The organism is Streptomyces sp. NPDC032940 (assembly GCF_040636935.1).
GTDB lineage: Bacteria > Actinomycetota > Actinomycetes > Streptomycetales > Streptomycetaceae > Streptomyces.
In genome coordinates this window covers 88981-107079 of sequence record NZ_JBEZVJ010000024.1, presented here as the reverse complement: position 1 = coordinate 107079, position 18099 = coordinate 88981, and the positions used below count along the sequence as shown (strand labels likewise).

The 18099-nt window shown below is 73.1% G+C and carries 12 protein-coding genes; 9 read left to right on the top strand and 3 right to left on the bottom strand.

Going from position 1 to position 18099, the window contains the following annotated elements; genetic code table 11:
- The first annotated feature begins 21 nt into the window (after nt 1-21).
- Together recN and AB0E77_RS25510 are read left to right on the top strand one after the other, a co-directional pair.
- Complete coding sequence (gene recN, locus AB0E77_RS25515; RefSeq protein ID WP_361574354.1) at nt 22-1764, top strand: DNA repair protein RecN; 1743 nt, start codon at nt 22-24, stop codon at nt 1762-1764.
- Between the two features lie 242 nt (nt 1765-2006).
- On the top strand, nt 2007-3152 hold the full coding sequence (locus AB0E77_RS25510; protein ID WP_361574352.1) for a glycosyltransferase family 4 protein: 1146 nt from the start codon (nt 2007-2009) through the stop codon (nt 3150-3152).
- A gap of 11 nt (nt 3153-3163) precedes the next feature.
- Here the strand turns inward: AB0E77_RS25510 and AB0E77_RS25505 are convergent, their stop codons facing one another.
- The 3 genes from AB0E77_RS25505 to AB0E77_RS25495 form a co-directional block, all read right to left on the bottom strand.
- A complete protein-coding gene (locus tag AB0E77_RS25505) occupies nt 3164-4834 on the bottom strand; it encodes a PucR family transcriptional regulator (RefSeq protein ID WP_361574350.1) in 1671 nt (556 codons plus the stop codon).
- A gap of 66 nt (nt 4835-4900) precedes the next feature.
- Nucleotides 4901-6283: an FAD-binding oxidoreductase gene (locus AB0E77_RS25500; protein WP_361574348.1), complete on the bottom strand. Its 1383-nt coding sequence runs from the start codon at nt 6281-6283 to the stop codon at nt 4901-4903.
- A gap of 93 nt (nt 6284-6376) precedes the next feature.
- The gene (locus AB0E77_RS25495) at nt 6377-8179 is read right to left on the bottom strand and encodes a glycoside hydrolase family 15 protein (protein WP_361574375.1); all 1803 of its coding nucleotides are present in this window, start codon (nt 8177-8179) and stop codon (nt 6377-6379) included.
- A 530-nt stretch (nt 8180-8709) separates the two neighbouring features.
- Between AB0E77_RS25495 and AB0E77_RS25490 the strand changes: the two genes are divergently transcribed.
- The 7 genes from AB0E77_RS25490 (at nt 8710) to AB0E77_RS25460 (ending at nt 18037) form a co-directional block, all read left to right on the top strand.
- Nucleotides 8710-10359 (top strand): CTP synthase, encoded by a 1650-nt coding sequence (locus tag AB0E77_RS25490; RefSeq protein ID WP_361574346.1) that lies wholly within the window; start codon nt 8710-8712, stop codon nt 10357-10359.
- Between the two features lie 82 nt (nt 10360-10441).
- The gene (locus AB0E77_RS25485; protein ID WP_361574344.1) at nt 10442-11077 is read left to right on the top strand and encodes an NUDIX hydrolase; all 636 of its coding nucleotides are present in this window, start codon (nt 10442-10444) and stop codon (nt 11075-11077) included.
- Between the two features lie 201 nt (nt 11078-11278).
- A complete protein-coding gene (locus tag AB0E77_RS25480) occupies nt 11279-13306 on the top strand; it encodes a tetratricopeptide repeat protein (RefSeq protein WP_361574342.1) in 2028 nt (675 codons plus the stop codon).
- Nucleotides 13307-13440: 134 nt separating this feature from the next.
- Nucleotides 13441-14565, top strand: a complete 1125-nt coding sequence (gene ald / locus AB0E77_RS25475; RefSeq protein WP_361574341.1) for an alanine dehydrogenase — start codon at nt 13441-13443, stop codon at nt 14563-14565.
- Nucleotides 14566-14978: 413 nt separating this feature from the next.
- Nucleotides 14979-16109: a ParA family protein gene (locus tag AB0E77_RS25470; RefSeq protein WP_361574339.1), complete on the top strand. Its 1131-nt coding sequence runs from the start codon at nt 14979-14981 to the stop codon at nt 16107-16109.
- Nucleotides 16094-16657, top strand: coding sequence for a hypothetical protein (locus AB0E77_RS25465; RefSeq protein ID WP_361574337.1), 564 nt, complete (start codon nt 16094-16096; stop codon nt 16655-16657). Before AB0E77_RS25470 ends, AB0E77_RS25465 begins: the two co-directional genes overlap by 16 nt.
- A gap of 18 nt (nt 16658-16675) precedes the next feature.
- Nucleotides 16676-18037, top strand: coding sequence for a segregation/condensation protein A (locus AB0E77_RS25460; protein WP_361574335.1), 1362 nt, complete (start codon nt 16676-16678; stop codon nt 18035-18037).
- The last annotated feature ends 62 nt before the right edge of the window (nt 18038-18099 follow it).

Sequence of the window (18099 nt, the reverse complement as noted above, 5' to 3'; positions counted from 1 at the left end):
ACTCCGCGCCCCGGACCTCGTATGGTCGTGTCCGTGCTTGAGGAGATGCGGATACGGTCGCTCGGAGTCATCGACGACGCCGTGGTCGAGCTGTCGCCCGGGTTCACCGCTGTCACCGGTGAGACGGGTGCGGGCAAGACCATGGTGGTCACCAGTCTCGGGCTGCTCCTGGGCGGGCGCGCGGACGCGGCACTGGTGCGGATCGGGGCCAGGAACGCGGTCGTCGAGGGGCGGATCGCCGTGCCCGGTGACGCCGCCGCCGTCGTGCGGGCCGAGGAGGCCGGGGCCGAGCTGGACGACGGTGCCCTGCTGATCAGCCGTACCGTCTCCGCCGAAGGGCGGTCACGGGCGCATCTGGGCGGACGGTCCGTGCCCGTCGGGATGCTCGCCGAGCTCGCCGACGAGCTGGTGGCCGTGCACGGGCAGACCGACCAGCAGGGGCTGCTGAAGCAGTCACGGCAGCGGCAGGCGCTGGACCGGTACGCGGGTGACGCGGTCGCCGTGCCGCTCGCCAAGTACACCGAGGCCTACCGCCGGCTGCGCACCGTCGCCTCGGAGCTGGAGGAGATCACCACGCGGGCGCGTGAGCGCGCCCAGGAGGCCGATCTGCTGCGCTACGGCCTCGACGAGGTCGCGGCCGTCGAACCGCGCGCCGGCGAGGACGTGGAGCTGGCCGAGGAGGCCGAGCGGCTCGGGCACGCCGAGGCCCTGGCGTCGGCCGCGACGGCCGCGCACGCCGCGCTGGCGGGCGATCCCGAGGACCCCGAGGGCGTGGACGCGGCGACGCTCGTCGCGGGCGCACAGCGGGCCCTGGACGCCGTACGGGCGCACGACCCGGCGCTCGCCGCGCTCGCCGAGCGGATCGGCGAGGTCGGGATCCTGCTGCGGGACGTGGCCGGAGAGCTGGCGGGATACGCCGACGACCTGGACGCCGATCCGCTGCGGCTGGCGGCGGTCGAGGAACGGCGGGCCGCGCTCACCGCGCTGACCAGGAAGTACGGGGAGGACGTCGGCGCCGTGCTGGCCTGGGCCGAGCAGAGCGCGGCCCGGCTGACCGAGCTGGACGGCGACGACGAGCGCATCGGCGAGCTGACCGTCGAGCGGGACGCGCTGCGGGCGGAGCTGGGCGGACTGGCGCAGGCGCTGACCGACGCGCGGACGGAGGCCGCCGAGCGGTTCGCCGCCGCGGTGACCGCCGAGCTGGCCTCGCTCGCCATGCCGCACGCCCGGGTGTCGTTCGCCGTCCGGCAGACCGAGGACCCCGAGGGCGTGGAGGTCGGCGGACGCACGGTCGCGTACGGGCCGTCGGGCGCCGACGAGGTGGAGCTGCTGCTGGCCCCGCACCCGGGTGCGCCGCCGCGGCCCATCGCCAAGGGCGCCTCCGGCGGTGAGCTGTCGCGGGTGATGCTGGCCGTGGAGGTCGTGTTCGCGGGGACCGACCCGGTGCCGACGTACCTCTTCGACGAGGTCGACGCCGGGGTCGGCGGCAAGGCGGCGGTGGAGATCGGGCGGCGCCTGGCGCGCCTCGCGAAGACCGCGCAGGTCGTCGTGGTCACCCATCTGCCGCAGGTCGCCGCGTTCGCCGACCGGCAGCTGCTGGTGGAGAAGACGAACGACGGCTCGGTCACCCGCTCCGGCGTGAAGGTCCTCGAGGGCGAGGAGCGGATCCGGGAGCTGTCCCGCATGCTCGCGGGCCAGGAGGACTCGGAGACGGCCCGCGCCCACGCGGAGGAACTGCTCGCGACGGCGAGGGACGACGCGTAGGGACGCGGGAGCCGTGCGGGGACCGGGTGCGCGCGTCGGCGCCTCACTCCTGTGAGTGAACCGGTCCCGTTCCGTTGCCCCGTGGTCGCGTGCGCGCGGGGATCGTCGTTCCCGGAACACCCGTACGTGCTGGCATCCTTGACGGAGTGACGCGCAGGAAACCGTGCGGCGTGCCCCGGCCGCACCATCCTTCTGTACGTTCTTCGTGACCGTCCCCCGCCGAACCAGGAGTCCCGGGACACGTGACCCCCGTGAGCAGCCACTCACCGCTCGGCCAGGCGCCGCTGCGCACCGTGCAGGTGCTGGGCGGAGGCAACGCCGGCAGCAGCGCGCACGTGCGCTCGCTGGCCGCGGGGCTCGTCGCGCGGGGCGTGAAGGTCACGGTGTGCGCCCCCTCCGAGGCGGAACGCACCTACGACTTCACCGGCGCCGGCGCCGACCACGTGCACGTGCCCCGCAGCAGCGACCCCGTCTCCGTGGCGGCGCTGCGGACGGTGTGCGCCGGCGCCGACCTGGTGCACGCGCACGGGCTGCACGCCTCCTTCCGCGCCGTGCTGGCCCTCGGCGGGCGCCGGGTCGGTACCCCGCTCGTCGTCACCTGGCACGACCGGGCCCATGCCGAGGGAGCGCGCGCCCATCTGCTGCGAGTGCTGGAACGGCGGGTGATGCGGGCCGCCGGCGTGGTGCTCGGCGCCACCTCGGAGCTGGTGGACCGGGCCCGGCTGACCGGCGCGCGGGACGCCCGGCTCGGTCCCGTGGCGCTCCCCGGCCGGCCCCGGGCCGCCGGGCCGGAGGATCCCGACCCGACGCGCGCGAAGATCCGGGCCGAACTAGGCGCCGTCGACCGTCCGTTGCTGCTCGTGGTCGGCTCCCTGGAGCCGCACCGCGGACACGACGTCCTGCTCGACGCCGCGCGCGCGTGGCGCCGTCTCGACCCCGTGCCCCTGGTCGTCGTCGCCGGACAGGGACCGCTGCGCGGCGAGTTGCAGCGGCGGATCGAGGACGAGGGGCTGCCGGTGCTGCTCATCGGCCGCCGTGACGACGTCACCGACCTGCTGACGGCGGCGGACCTCGCGCTGCTGCCGGTCCACCGCGGGCCGGGGCGTTCCGTCATCGCCCAGGAGGCCCTCCACGCGCGACTGCCGCTGGTCGCCGGCGACACGGGCGGCATCTCCGAACTGGTCGGCGACGCCGCCGAACTCGTCCCGCCCGGGGACGCCGGGGCACTCGCCGACGCCGTCGCCGCACTGCTCGGCGACGGCGCGCAGCGCCAGGAGCTGCGCGACCGGGGCGTACGGCAGGCGGCCACCTGGCCGACCGAGGACGAGACGGTCGCCCAGGTCCTCAGCATCTACGACGAGCTGACCCGGCCCATGCCGCTCCGCTGAGCGCCCCTCCGCTAGGGCACGTGGCGGCGGGCCCGCAGGGCCAGGCTCAACGCCAGGACCGTCTGCGGGTCGTCGAGGTCGGTGCCCAGCAACTCCCCGATGCGGGCCAGCCGGTTGTAGAGCGTCTGCCGGTTCAGATGGAGCTCGCGCGCCGTCTCCGCCTTGCGGCCCGCGTGTGCCAAGTACGTCTGGAGCGTGGGCAGCAGGGGCGGCTTGGAGCGGTCGTCGTGGTCCTGGAGGGGGCCGATCGCCCGGGTGACGAACGCCGCCAGGTCCGGGTGGTCGCGCAGCCGCCACAGCAGCAGGTCGATGTCGAGGCGCCGGGCGTCGTACCAGGGCCGGTCGCCGAGGCCCTGGGCCGCGGCCGCCGTCTCCGCCGCGTGCCGCAGACCGGCCGACGCCGCCGCCCACCCGCCGGCCACCCCGACGACCACGACCGGTGGCTGCGCGCCCGGGCGCCGCATCCCCGCCCGTTCCGCACCCGCCCGCAGCGCCGCCGCGACCCGGTCGGCCACCGTCGTCCGCTCCGACTCCGCGCGCAGGCCCAGCAGCAGCGGCACCCGGCCCTCGACCGGCCGCACGCCCAGCAGCACCGGCACCCCGACCGAGGCCAGCTCCTCGGCGACCGCGCGGGCCAGCACCGCCCAGCCGCCGCCGGTGGGGGCGAGGGCGTCGCCGAGCCGCATCACCACCGGCAGCAGCGGGCTGCCGCCCGGCTTGAAGCCGAGGACGCGGGCCTGCGCCGGAGCGTCCTCGGCCGTGATCCGGCCCTCCGCCAGGTCGGTGAGGAAGTCACCGCGCCCGCGCGCCGCCAGCTCCTCCTCCTGCCGTGCCTGCATCAGCACCACGGCGAGGATGCCGGCCGCCCGCTCCGCCGCCATCCGGTGCACCGGCGCCAGGGGGGACCGTACGGGCAGCAGCACCAGCCGGGCGCGCACCGACCCGGCGCCGGCCCCGCCGCCGGGCACGTCCACCAGGACCGAGCCCGCAGGGGGCGGCGTCTCCTTGTGCTGGCCCCGCAGCCCCTCCCACACCTGGAGCGGGTCGGCGCCCTCGGGTCCGGAGCCGGCGGCGTACAGCAGACGGCCGTCAGGCGTCTCCAGGAAGACCGGGTTGCCGGCGAACCCGGCCAGGATGCCCAGCACCTGGGGCACCCCGCCGCCGCCCAGGAGGGCCTCGGTGCAGCGGCGGTGCACCTCCTCGGCCCGCTGGAGCAACGCGTAGTGGCCGTTGACGATCTCGGTGTGGATCTCCTCGGTGACCGTCACGAACGGCACCTCGCGGTGCAGCTGGACCAGCGGCAGCCCGGCCGCGCGGGCGGTGTCCACGAGGGTCGCGGGCAGCCGGGCGAAGCGCGGGCCCAGCTCCACGACCAGGGCCGCGATGCCGCGCTCGGCGAGCGTGCGGACGAACGCCCGCTGCTCGGCGGGGCGCGTGCCGAGGCCGTAGCCCGTGGTCAGCAGGAGCTCGCCGCCCTTGAGGAGGGAGGCGATGTTGGGCACCTCGCCCGCGTGCACCCAGCGCACGGTGCGGTGCAGGCGGTCGGCGCCGGCGACGATCTCCGGCAGGCCGCTGCGCAGGCCGGGCAGTTCCAGGGCCCGTTGCACGGTGATTCCGGTGCCCCGGGGACCGTATCCGCCGTCCCCGAGGCCGTCGCCGCTGTTGACTTTGCCGCTGTCCATGAGCCGGACGCTACCCGCGAGGGCCGCCGGCGGGCACATCGCGGCGAGGCGTCCCGCGTGGGTGCGTCAGGCGGGCCGGATGTTGTGGTTGAACCGGAACACGTTGTCCGGGTCGTACCGCCGCTTCAGCTCCGCGAGCCGGCGGGTGTTCTCGGCGCCCAGTCCGGCCACCACCCGGTCCGCGCCCTCGTCGCCGATGAAGTTGAGGTACACCGCCCCGGTGCCCCAGGGCCCGACGTCCGCGCGGACGTCCCGCACCCACCGGATGCCGCGTTCGTCGTCGCCCGGCTCCTCCCACACGCCGAAGGGGTGCGCCACCCAGGGTGCGTCCCGGTAGGGCACCGGGTAGTCGGCCGGCCCGGCCGAGATCGCGCCGCCCTGCGGGAACAGGATGTGCTGGGTGCCGCTCGGCACGGGCATGGTGTCCGCGAGAGCGCAGTAGGCGGCCACGGCCTGGTCCGGGAGGCCCGTCAGGTACTCGGCCGACCAGTAGTTCCGCAGCCCCGGCGGGTCGTCGAGCATGCACTGGAGGTCGGCGTACGGGATCGCGCCGACCACCTCGGCCTCGTGGGGCAGCGCCAGCAGTGGCTCGGCGAGCCTGCGCAGGTCCGCCTCCGGGCCGGCGTAGGTGAGGAGCACCGTGCACAGCAGGGTGCCCACCAGGTGCGGCGGGACGAAGTCCTCCGGCGGGCCGGTGAGGTAGATGACGGCGCCGCCCGCCTCGTCGGGGCCCCGCTCGATGAGGTCGCGGTAGGCGCGGACGACCTCCTCGCCGGACTCCGGCGGGTACATCAGCATGGCGATGGAGAACTCCGGCAGTTCGTGCAGTCTCAGGGTGAGCGCGGTGGCGACGCCGAAGTTCCCGCCGCCGCCGTGCAGTCCCCAGAAGAGGTCCGGGTTCTCGTCGCCGGCCGCCCGGACCCTGTGGGCGTCGGCGGTGACCAGTTCCACGCCGAGCAGATTGTCCACGGCCAGTCCGAAGAGGCGGTCCAGCCAGCCGGTGCCGCCGCCCAGCACGAAGCCGCCGACGCCGGTGGTGGAGACGCGGCCGCCGGTGGTGGCGAGGCCGTAGGGCTGGGTGGAACGGTCCAGGTCGCTCATCGTGGCCCCGCCGCCGACCCGTACCGCCGCGGCCCCGGGGTGGACCGTCACCTCGTTCATGAGACGCAGGTCGATGACCAGACCGCCGTCGTTGAGGGCCTGGCCGGACACACTGTGCCCGCCGCCGCGCACCGCGATGGGCAGGTCCAGCTCTCTGCCGAAGCGCACGGACCGCACCACGTCGTCCTCGTCCGCGCACCGCGCGATCACCGCGGGCCGCCGGTCGATCATGGCGTTGTGGACGGCCCGGGCCTCGTCGTAACCCGGATCACCGGGGATGAAGACCTCGCCGGTGAGGTCTTCCCGCAGCCCGGCCACCGCCGTATGTGACGTCGAGAGGGAAGTCATGGCCGCCCCCTTCCGCAAGGGGTTGGTGTTTGTCCCCAGCCTAGGCGGGTACGGCCACGCGTTCCCGTCGAGGACGCCTCCTGTCCGGCGCCCTCAGCCTCCGTACGCCCCGCTCGCCGTCAGGCGCAGGGCCGTGTCGATCAGCGGCACGTGGCTGAAGGCCTGCGGGAAGTTGCCGACCTGCCGCTGGAGGCGCGGGTCCCACTCCTCGGCGAGCAGGCCCAGGTCGTTGCGCAGGGACAGCAGCTTCTCGAAGAGCTTGCGGGCCTCGTCCACCCGGCCGATCATCGCCAGGTCGTCGGCCATCCAGAACGAGCAGGCCAGGAAGGCGCCCTCGTCTCCGGGCAGGCCGTCGACGCCCTCGTCCTTGCCGTCCGTCGGGTAGCGCAGGATGAAGCCGTCCGAGGTGGACAGCTCCCGCTGGATCGCCTCGATGGTGCCGATGACCCGCTTGTCGTCCGGCGGCAGGAAGCCCATCTGCGGGATCAGCAGCAGCGAGGCGTCCAGCTCCTGCGAGCCGTAGGACTGCGTGAACGTGTTGCGTTCCCTGTCGTAGCCCTTCTCGCACACGTCCCGGTGGATGTCGTCGCGCAGCTGCTTCCAGCGCTCCAGCGGGCCGTCCGCGTCACCGGACTCGATCAGCTTGATCGTGCGGTCGACCGCGACCCAGGCCATCACCTTGGAGTGCACGAAGTGGCGGCGCGGTCCGCGCACCTCCCAGATGCCCTCGTCCGGCTCCTGCCAGTGGTCCTCGAGGTAGCGGATCAGCTTCAGCTGGAGGACCGAGGCGTAGTCGTTGCGCGCGAGCCCCGTCATGTGGGCCAGGTGCAGGGCCTCGGTCACCTCGCCGTACACGTCCAGCTGGAGCTGGTGGGCCGCGCCGTTGCCCACCCGGACCGGCGTGGAGTTCTCGTAGCCCGGCAGCCAGTCCAGCTCCGCCTCGCCCAGCTCGCGCTCACCGGCGATGCCGTACATGATCTGCAGGTTCTCCGGGTCGCCGGCGACCGCGCGCAGCAGCCACTCGCGCCAGGCGCGGGCCTCCTCGCGGTAGCCGGTGCGCAGCAGCGAGGACAGGGTGATCGCCGCGTCCCGCAGCCAGGTGTAGCGGTAGTCCCAGTTGCGGACGCCGCCGATCTCCTCCGGCAGGGAGGTGGTCGGCGCGGCGACGATGCCGCCGGTGGGGGCGTACGTCAGCGCCTTCAGCGTGATCAGGGAGCGGACCACGGCCTCGCGGTAGGGCCCGTGGTACGTACAGTGCTCGACCCACTCGCGCCAGAAGTCCTCCGTCGCCACCAGCGACTGCTCGGGCTCCGGCAGCGCCGGCGGCTCCTTGTGCGAGGGCTCCCAGGAGATGGTGAACGCGATCCGGTCACCCGGAGTGACCGTGAAGTCCGCGTACGTGGTGAGCGCCTCGCCGTAGGTCTCGGCCTCCGTGTCGAACCACACGGAGTCGGGGCCGGCGACGGCCACCGTGCGCCCCTCGTGCTTGTGCACCCACGGCACGACCCGGCCGTAGCTGAACCGCATCCGCAGCTCCGAGCGCATCGGCACCCGGCCGGAGACGCCCTCCACGATCCGGATCAGCTGCGGGGCGCCGTCACGCGGCGGCATGAAATCGGTCACCCGGACCGTGCCGCGGGGGGTGTCCCACTCGGACTCCAGGATGAGCGAGTCGCCGCGGTAGCCGCGCCGGGCGGCGGCCGGCGGCTCGCCGCCCGGCGCGTGGGCGGGGCCCAGCCGCCAGAAGCCGTGTTCCTCGGTGCCCAGCAGACCGGCGAAGATGGCGTGCGAGTCGAAGCGGGGCAGGCACAGCCAGTCGACTGTGCCGTCCCGGCAGACCAGGGCAGCGGTCTGCATGTCTCCGATGAGTGCGTAGTCTTCGATGCGCCCGGCCACGTGCAACTCCAGTCGAACGGCCACGTCACCCCGCGTGGGGGCGGTCGCTAGTGCGGTCAAGGGGGGTGTCATGCGTTGTTGAGCCATGAAGCGAAGCAGCTGTCCGGCCGTGAAGCCAAACGCTGCACCGCGAACGACAATTGTTGCTCAACGAACTGACGAGCTCTCGTTGTTCCGGTGCTGACGGGCGGGGGGTGGTGCCGTGTCGCCGGGCGGGCTCGGCAGTGAACGTCCGAGCAGGATACGACGCACGTAGATGATCTGTGTGCCCCTCCGGGCAACGCGGGTCCGCCGAACGGGTGACCACCGGGTGAGAATCCGGCGAGCCGTGCGCATACGTGCCCGCGCGTGCGCGGAGCGTGGCCGGAAGCCGTCGCTCTCCGGCGCTGATACGCTGGTAGCCCGTGGACCGGTGGGAGAAAAACCCCGGAACCGCAGCGACGGCGCCGCCGACGACACCCCGGGACGACCGGGCCGTAGGACGGACGCACCGCACCCCAGACCGCGACCACGGGAGCCCCCTCTTGGCCATGCCGCCCAAATCTTCGACGACCAAGCACATCTTCGTCACCGGGGGTGTCGCTTCCTCGCTGGGCAAGGGGCTCACCGCCTCCAGCCTCGGCATGCTGCTGAAGGCACGGGGCCTGCGCGTCGTGATGCAGAAGCTCGACCCGTACCTGAACGTCGACCCCGGCACGATGAACCCCTTCCAGCACGGTGAGGTCTTCGTCACCAACGACGGGGCCGAGACCGACCTGGACATCGGCCACTACGAGCGCTTCCTCGACCGGGACCTGGACGGCTCCGCCAACGTCACCACCGGCCAGGTGTACTCCACCGTGATCGCCAAGGAGCGGCGCGGCGAGTACCTGGGCGACACCGTGCAGGTCATCCCGCACATCACCAACGAGATCAAGCACCGCATCCGCCGCATGGCGACGGACGAGGTGGACGTAGTGATCACCGAGGTCGGCGGCACGGTCGGCGACATCGAGTCGCTGCCGTTCCTGGAGACCGTCCGCCAGGTCCGGCACGAGGTCGGCCGCGACAACGTCTTCGTCGTCCACATCTCGCTCCTGCCCTACATCGGCCCCTCGGGCGAGCTGAAGACCAAGCCGACCCAGCACAGCGTCGCCGCCCTGCGCAACATCGGTATCCAGCCGGACGCGATCGTGCTGCGCTGCGACCGCGAGGTGCCGACCGCGATCAAGCGCAAGATCTCGCTGATGTGCGACGTCGACGAGGACGCGGTCGTGGCCTGCCCCGACGCCCGGTCGATCTACGACATCCCGAAGGTCATCCACACCGAGGGCCTGGACGCCTATGTCGTCCGCAAGCTGGACCTGCCGTTCCGGGACGTGGACTGGACGACCTGGGACGACCTGCTCGACCGGGTCCACAACCCCGAGCACGAGATCGTCATGGCCCTGGTCGGCAAGTACATCGACCTGCCCGACGCCTACCTCTCGGTCACCGAGGCGCTGCGCGCGGGCGGCTTCGCCAACAGGGCCCGCGTGAAGATCAAGTGGGTCACGTCCGACGACTGCAAGACCCCGGCCGGCGCCAAGGCGCAGCTCGGCGACGTCGACGCCATCTGCATCCCGGGCGGCTTCGGCGACCGCGGCGTGCTCGGCAAGGTCGGCGCGATCAAGTACGCCCGCGAGAACAAGATCCCGCTGCTCGGTCTCTGCCTGGGCCTGCAGTGCATCGTGGTCGAGGCCGCGCGCAACCTGGCCGGCATCACGGACGCCAACTCCACCGAGTTCGACCCCGCCACCGCCCACCCGGTCATCTCCACGATGGCCGAGCAGCTGGACATCGTGGCCGGCGAGGGCGACATGGGCGGCACGATGCGGCTCGGCATGTACCCGGCCAAGCTGGCCGAGGGCTCCATCGTGCGCGAGGTGTACGACGGCAAGGAGTACGTCGAGGAGCGGCACCGCCACCGCTACGAGGTGAACAACGCCTACCGCGCGGAGCTGGAGAAGAAGGCCGGCATCGTCTTCTCGGGCACCTCCCCGGACGGCAAGCTCGTCGAGTACGTCGAGTACCCGCGCGAGGTCCACCCCTACCTGGTCGCCACGCAGGCGCACCCGGAGCTGCGCTCGCGCCCGACCCGCCCGCACCCGCTCTTCGCCGGGCTGGTCAAGGCCGCGGTCGAGCGGAAGACGTCGAAGTAGCACACCAGTTGTACGGTGGCCGGGGCGCGTCCATTCAACGGGACGCGTCCCGGCCGCTTCGCGTCGTCTGGAAGGACAGGGCATGACGGGCACGACCATCAAGGACACCCCCGAGGAGTGGGAGGTCCGGGCGACGGAGACCCCCTTCCGGGGCAAGAAGACATCCGTCCGCACGGACGAGGTGGTCATGCCCGACGGCTCCGTCGCGAGCCGCGACTACCAGGTCCACCCCGGCTCCGTGGCCGTCCTCGCCCTGGACGACGAGGGCCGCGTGGTGGTGCTCCGCCAGTACCGGCACCCGGTGCGCGAGAAGCTCTGGGAGATCCCGGCCGGCCTGCTCGACGTGCCCGGCGAGAACCCGCTGCACGCCGCCCAGCGCGAGCTGTACGAGGAGGCGCACGTCAAGGCCGAGGACTGGCGGGTGCTGACCGACATCTACACCACCCCCGGCGGCTGCGACGAGGCCGTGCGGATCTTCCTCGCCCGGAACCTGTCCGAGGCCGAGGGCGAGCGCTTCGTGGTCGAGGACGAAGAGGCCGACATGGAGCTGGCGCGGGTGCCCGTCGCCGACCTGGTCCGGGGGGTGCTTGCCGGCGACCTGCACAACAACAGCCTCATCGTGGGCGTGCTCTCGCTGGTCGCGGCCGAACAGGGCGACGGCCTGGACGCCCTGCGCCCGGCGGATTCTCCGTGGCCGGCCCGCCCCTTCGAGGCCTGAGCCGGACCTCCCGTGCGGGGTGACCGCGAGGACCCCGCACAGCCCGTGCACGACCCTGCGGTGTGACCATCGGTTGATCCGATCAGGGGATGTGCCCGCCGCGCTCCACACGGTCCGTCGCACAGCGTGAACTAGGCTCGGGAAACGCCCGAACCGGAGTTCCGGCGGGCGCCGACGTGCGGTGGATCGGGAGTGTGGCCCGTGACGGATCAGGCGGTGGACACGGACGGCACCAGGCTGTCGGGCGACCCTGCCGAGGAGACTCGGTTCCTGGGCCGCACCCGCGAGCTGAAACAGCTGCGCGCCGACATCGAGCGGGCGGGTCTCGACACCCTCTCCGGCCGCAAGGCCCCCCGCGCGCGCGTGCTCCTCGTGGCGGGCCGGCCCGGCTCCGGCCGTACCGCGCTCGCCGAGGAGCTCGCCGCCCAGGTCGCCGGCCGCTACCCCGACGGGGTGCTGCGGGCCCGGCTGAGCGAGCCGGACGGCCGCCGTGTGCCCGTCGGGCGGCTCGCCCGCGAGCTGCTCACCGAGCTGGACCGGCCCACCCCGCCCGGCGCCTGCGAGGACGACCTCACCGCCGCCCTGCGCGAGGCGCTCGCCGACCGCCGGGTCCTGCTGCTGCTCGACGACGCCGCCGACGCCGAACAGGTCGACGCCCTGCTCCCGGACTCCCCGCACTGCCTCGCCGTCGTCGTCTCCCAGGGCCCGCTGACCGGTATCGCTGACGTCCGGCCCTGCACGCTCGGCGGCCTGGACACCAAGTCGGCCGTGGAGCTGCTGTCCCGGTTCACCGGCTCCGTCCGCATCACCGTCGACCCCCGCGCCGCCGAACAGCTGGCCGAGGTCTGCCAGGCGCAGCCCGCCGCCCTCACCCTGGCCGGCGGCTGGCTCGCCGCCCGCCCCAAGGCGGCCGTCGCCGACCTCGCCCGACAGCTGCACGCCGAGGACGACCAGGGCACGCCGCTCAGCCGCGTCTTCCGCCTCGTCTCCACCTCGCTGCCAGGCACCGCCGCCCGGACCCTGCGCCTGCTCTCCCTCGCCCCGGCCGGCCTGGTCGACCCGCACACCGCGTCCGCCCTCGCCGGCTGCTCCGTCGGCGACGCCCGCGCCCTCCTGGACGAGTTCGTCGCCCTCGGCCTGCTGCACCCGGTCGGCTCGGCGCTGCCGCAGTACGAGGTCCCCGGCTGCCTGTTCCCCCTGCTCCAGACCCTCGCCGCGCGGCACGACCGGCCCGCCGAGCTCCAGCTGGCCCGCGCCCGGATGCTCGAGCGGACGGTGCGGCTGCTGCAGTCGTGCCGGGCGATCACCGAGACCGACAGCGACCGGGCCCGCGAGAAGCTCGACGGCATGCCGCGGGCCCTGCGCTTCCCCACCCCCAGGGCCGCCGCCGACTGGCTGCGCGTGCGCCGGCCCGCCCTGCTGGCCGCGGCCCGCCTCGCGGTCGCCGACGGGGAGCTGGACACCCTCGCCCGCAGGCTGCTGTCCCAGCTGGTGCGCGCCATGGTGGCCCACTTCGGCACCCAGGCCGCGGCGCCCGACCTGTACGACGTCCACCGGCTCGTCCTCGACGTGGCCGAGCGCCGCGACCTGCCCCGGGAGAAGGCGGCGGCCCTGCTGAACCTGGGCGACCTGGACGCCCGTACCGGCCGCACGGCCGAGGCGCTGGTGCGCTACCGGGCCGCGCTGGACGCCGGACGCGCGGCGGACGACCCGTACGCGACCGGCCGCGCGATGGAATCCGTAGGCGGCGCCCACCTGGAGCTCGGGGACTACGACCGGGCCGCCGACTGGTTCGGCCGGGCCCTCGCCCAGCGGCTCGCCCGGGACGAGCGGGGCGACGCGGCCCGGATCTACGGTCGTATCGCCACCGCCCACACCTACGCCGGCCGCTACGGCGAGGCGGTGCGCTCCTGGCGCGCGGCGGTCGCCGGGTACCGCAGGACCGGCGATCTCCCGGCCCACGCACGGGCGTTGAGCGAGCTGGCGCGGGTCCAGGAGTACGCCGGACGCCCCGAGGAGTCGCTGCGCACCTGCCAGGAGGCCGTCGAGTGGGCGCGCCGGGCCGAGGACGTCCGGCTCCAGGCCGCGCTGCACCTCCGGCTCGCCGACACCCTCGACCACCTCGGTGATCCCACGGCCGCCGCCCTGCACAGGAGCACCGCCGAGCGCATGCTGAGGGAAGAACCGGCTGATGCCTGCGAAATCCGCAGCGCTTCCGATGAAGATTGATGCTTTGAAAGGCTAGACAGCGGGAACACCTTCATTAGACTGGCTCTGCCGCACGTTCTCCTGCGGTCTACCCCGGTGTGCCCGAGCCTGAGCGGGTATGCCTAGTAATAGCCCCATTCTCTGAGCCAAGGACCGTGATCCACGTGAAGGTCGGCATTCCCCGCGAGGTCAAGAACAACGAGTTCCGGGTGGCCATCACCCCCGCCGGCGTGCATGAGCTGGTGCGCCACGGTCACCAGGTCGTCGTCGAACGCGACGCCGGCGTCGGCTCCTCCATCCCCAACGAGGAGTACGTCGCCGCCGGTGCGCGGATACTGGACACCGCCGACGAGGTCTGGGCCACCGCCGACCTGGTGCTGAAGGTCAAGGAGCCCATCGCGGAGGAGTACCACCGGCTCCGCAAGGACCAGACGCTGTTCACCTACCTGCACCTGGCCGCCTCCAAGGAGTGCACGGACGCGCTCATCGAGTCCGGCACCACGGCGATCGCCTACGAGACGGTCGAGCTCCCGAACCGCGCGCTGCCGCTGCTCGCCCCCATGTCCGAGGTCGCGGGCCGCCTGGCCCCGCAGGTCGGCGCCTACCACCTGATGGCCGCCAACGGCGGCCGCGGCGTGCTGCCCGGCGGTGTCCCCGGCGTGCTGGCCGGCAAGGCCGTCGTCATCGGCGGCGGCGTCTCCGGCTGGAACGCCGCGCAGATCGCCATCGGCCTGGGCTTCCACGTGACCCTGCTCGACAAGGACATCACCAAGCTCAAGGAAGCCGACAAGATCTTCGGCACGAAGATCCAGACCGTCGTCTCCAACGCCTTCGAGCTGGAGAAGGCCTGCCTGGAGGCCGACCTCGTGATCGGCGCCGTGCTGATCCCGGGCGCCAAGGCCCCGAAGCTGGTCACCAACGAGCTGGTCTCCCGGATGAAGCCCGGAAGTGTCCTTGTCGACATCGCGATCGACCAGGGCGGCTGCTTCGAGGACTCCCACCCGACCACGCACGCCGAGCCGACCTTCCCGGTGCACGGGTCGGTGTTCTACTGCGTCGCCAACATGCCCGGCGCGGTGCCGAACACCTCCACCTACGCGCTGACCAACGCCACGCTGCCGTACATCGTGGAGCTGGCCAACCGCGGCTGGGTCGACGCGCTGCGCCGCGACCCCGCGCTGGCCAAGGGTCTCAACACCCATGACGGCAAGGTCGTTTACAAGGAGGTCGCCGAGGCCCACGGCCTGGAGCACGTCGAGCTGGCCTCGCTGCTCGCCTGACCCGTCACGGCCGGTGAACCGGCCAAGTCGGCAACCGGAAAAGGCGATACGTCAACAGTGGTCGTCAACCCCGCACACCCGGCCGGACCTTGCCCGACAAGGTCCGGCCGGGTGTGTGTATGGTCACTTTGCGATTCTCGGCCAACTCGCCTCGAACGTAACGCTTCAACCGATTCGCGCACCGGTGAAACCTGCTGTGCGACGGCCGTACGCCCTTGACAGGGGGATGTTTCATTGCCGACACATCGGGCCGGGTCCGGCGGATTGTGTTGCTGCGGACGGCCGACACGCCATAGAGTCGCCGAACGTCGGCATGGTGTCACGCTGACCTGTTGAGAAGTTTCCTGGTCACCAAGGAGGTAAGACGACTTGTGAATGAGTCGACATTTACTCCCGGGGGTGGTCAACCAGGAATGCCTGCACGGGCCGAAGGCCCCGGGCGTCTCGAGGCTGTCGGCTCCGTCGCTGTACGCACCTTCGCAGCCGCCCACCAGAGTCCGCAGGCAACTCAGACAGCACACATGAGTATGGATGGCCAACACGTGAACGCCATGGCCGGCGACGGAAGTGGCGCGCCCCGCAACCACTTCGCCGACTACGACGAACTGCCCGAGGGGCACTTCTACGATCCGGACGCCGAGTACGAGCCCGATCCCGAGTACGCCGCCACGCTCGCGCCCGACGCGGCCCGTCAGCGCCGTGAGCGCATCGGCCCGACCGGACGCCCGCTGCCCTACTTCCCGATCCCGGGTCCGCTGACCGATCACGGCCCCGCCAAGATCATCGCGATGTGCAACCAGAAGGGCGGCGTCGGCAAGACCACGTCGACCATCAACCTGGGTGCCGCGCTCGCCGAGTACGGGCGCCGGGTGCTGCTCGTCGACTTCGACCCGCAGGGCGCGCTGTCGGTCGGTCTCGGCGTCAACCCGATGGAGCTCGACCTCACCGTCTACAACCTGCTCATGGAGCGGGGCATGGCGGCCGACGAGGTGCTGCTGAAGACCGCGGTCCCCAACATGGACCTGCTGCCCAGCAACATCGACCTGTCGGCGGCCGAGGTGCAGCTGGTGAGCGAGGTCGCGCGCGAGTCCACGCTCCAGCGGGCGCTGAAGCCGCTGATGGACGACTACGACTACATCGTCATCGACTGCCAGCCCTCGCTCGGCCTGCTCACGGTCAACGCCCTGACGGCCGCGCACAAGGTGATCGTGCCGCTGGAGTGCGAGTTCTTCGCGCTGCGCGGTGTGGCGCTGCTGACCGAGACGATCGAGAAGGTCCAGGAGCGGCTCAACCCCGACCTGGAGCTCGACGGCATCCTCGCCACCATGTACGACTCGCGCACGGTGCACAGCCGTGAGGTGCTCGCGCGGGTCGTCGAGGCGTTCGACGACCACGTCTACCACACGGTCATCGGGCGCACGGTCCGCTTCCCGGAGACCACGGTCGCCGGTGAGCCGATCACCACGTACGCCTCCAACTCCGTCGGTGCCGCCGCCTACCGCCAGCTCGCCAGGGAGGTGCTCGCCCGGTGTCACGCCGAGTGAGTCTGCCGGGGGCCGACGAACTCTTCCGTACGACAGGGGGGACGGCGCTCCAGGCCTCCACCCCGCGGCGACCGGCGGGCGGCGACGCCCGGGTACCGGCTCCGGCGGGGGAGAGCGACCCGGCGGCCGCGGAGGACGCGCCGCAGTCGGTGCCCGCCCAGGGCGGCGAGGGCGCGGAGCACGCGGCGGCGGACGCGGAGACGGCCGCGGCCGGCGAGTCGCGCAGCCGGGGCGCGGAGCGCTCTTCGCGGCGGCAGGACCCCGGGACGGACGCGCAGGAAGGTTCTGCCGCCGCCCAGCCCCGCAAGCGCGGCCGGGCCGCCGCACGGCGCCCCAGCGGCCGTGAACGGCACGACGAGAAGATCACCGTGTACGTCTCCGCCGAGGAACTCATGGACCTGGAGCACGCCAGGCTGGTGCTGCGGGGCGAGCACGGGCTCGCCGTCGACCGCGGCCGGATCGTCCGCGAGGCGGTCGCCGTGGTCCTCGCCGACCTGGAGAGCCGCGGGGACGCCAGCATCCTCGTACGACGGCTGCGCGGGCGGTAGCGGTAGCCTGCGGGGGCGATGACCTCGAACGACGCTCCCCGCCCCGGCGCCCCCGCCGGCCGTCGGCGCGCCCTGGGGAGGGGGCCGGGGGCTCCGCCGGCCGAGCGGCCGACGCCGGTCACCGAGCCGCCCGCCCCAGCCGGGACGGAGGCGTCGGCTTCCGCCGGAACCGAGTCCGGGGAGCCGACGCCCGGCACGGAGCTCGTGGAGGCGCTGCCCGGCACGGAGCTCGTGGAGGCGCTGCCCGGCACGGAGCTCGTGGAGGCGCTGCCCGGCACGGAGCTCGTGGAGGCGCTGCCCGGCACGGAGTTCGTGGAGGCGCTGCCCGGCACGGAGCCCGCGGAGGCGCGGCCCGAAGCGGGGCCGGCCCTGGACGCGCACGGTACGGCAGAGCCCGACGCGGGGCGCGGTGAGCCCGGAGCGGAGTCCGGCACAGGGCCCGCAGGCCGCGCGGTGGCCGCGCAGGGGGGCTCGGGATCCCGTACGGGCCCGCGCGAGCCGTCCGAGGCCGGGCCTGCGGCCCCCGCTACGGAGGACCCGCCGCCGGGCGACGTGTCCGAGGACGCCGGTGACGGTGTCTTCAAGGTGCGGCTCGCCAACTTCGAGGGGCCCTTCGACCTGCTCCTCCAGCTGATCTCCCGGCACAAGATGGACGTCACCGAGGTCGCGCTGTCCAAGGTGACCGACGAGTTCATGGCCCACATCCGGGCGCGGGGAGCGGACTGGGACCTCGACGAGACGACCGAGTTCCTCGTCGTCGCCGCCACCCTGCTCGACCTGAAGGCGGCCCGGCTGCTGCCTGCCGCAGAGGTGGAGGACGAGGCCGACCTCGCCCTGCTGGAGGCCCGCGACCTGCTCTTCGCGCGGCTGCTCCAGTACCGCGCGTACAAGCAGATCGCCGAGATCTTCAACGAGCGGCTGGATGCGGAAGCCCGCCGCTACCCCCGTACCGTCGGCCTCGAACCCCACCACGCCGAGCTGCTGCCCGAGGTCGTCATCAGCATCGGCCCCGAGGGGTTCGCCAAGCTCGCCGTGAAGGCGATGCAGCCCAAGCCCAAGCCGCAGGTCTACGTCGAGCACATCCACGCGCCCCTGGTCAGCGTGCAGGAGCAGGCCGGGATCGTGGTGGCGCGGCTGAGGGAGCTGGGCGAGGCCAGTTTCCGGGTGCTGGTGGAGGACACCGAGGACACCCTCACCGTCGTCGCCCGCTTCCTCGCCCTGCTGGAGCTGTACCGCGAGAAGGCCGTCGCCCTGGACCAGGAGACCGCGCTCGGCGACCTGCTGGTGCGCTGGACCGGCGGGGACGGGGACGCCGAGCCGGTGGTGACCGACGAGTTCGACCGGGGGCCGGACAAGGCCGAGGAGGAGCAGCAGGCGTGAGTGAGCACAGCACGGAGACCGTCGCCGGCCTCGACCTGAGACCGGCCCTCGAGGCCGTCCTC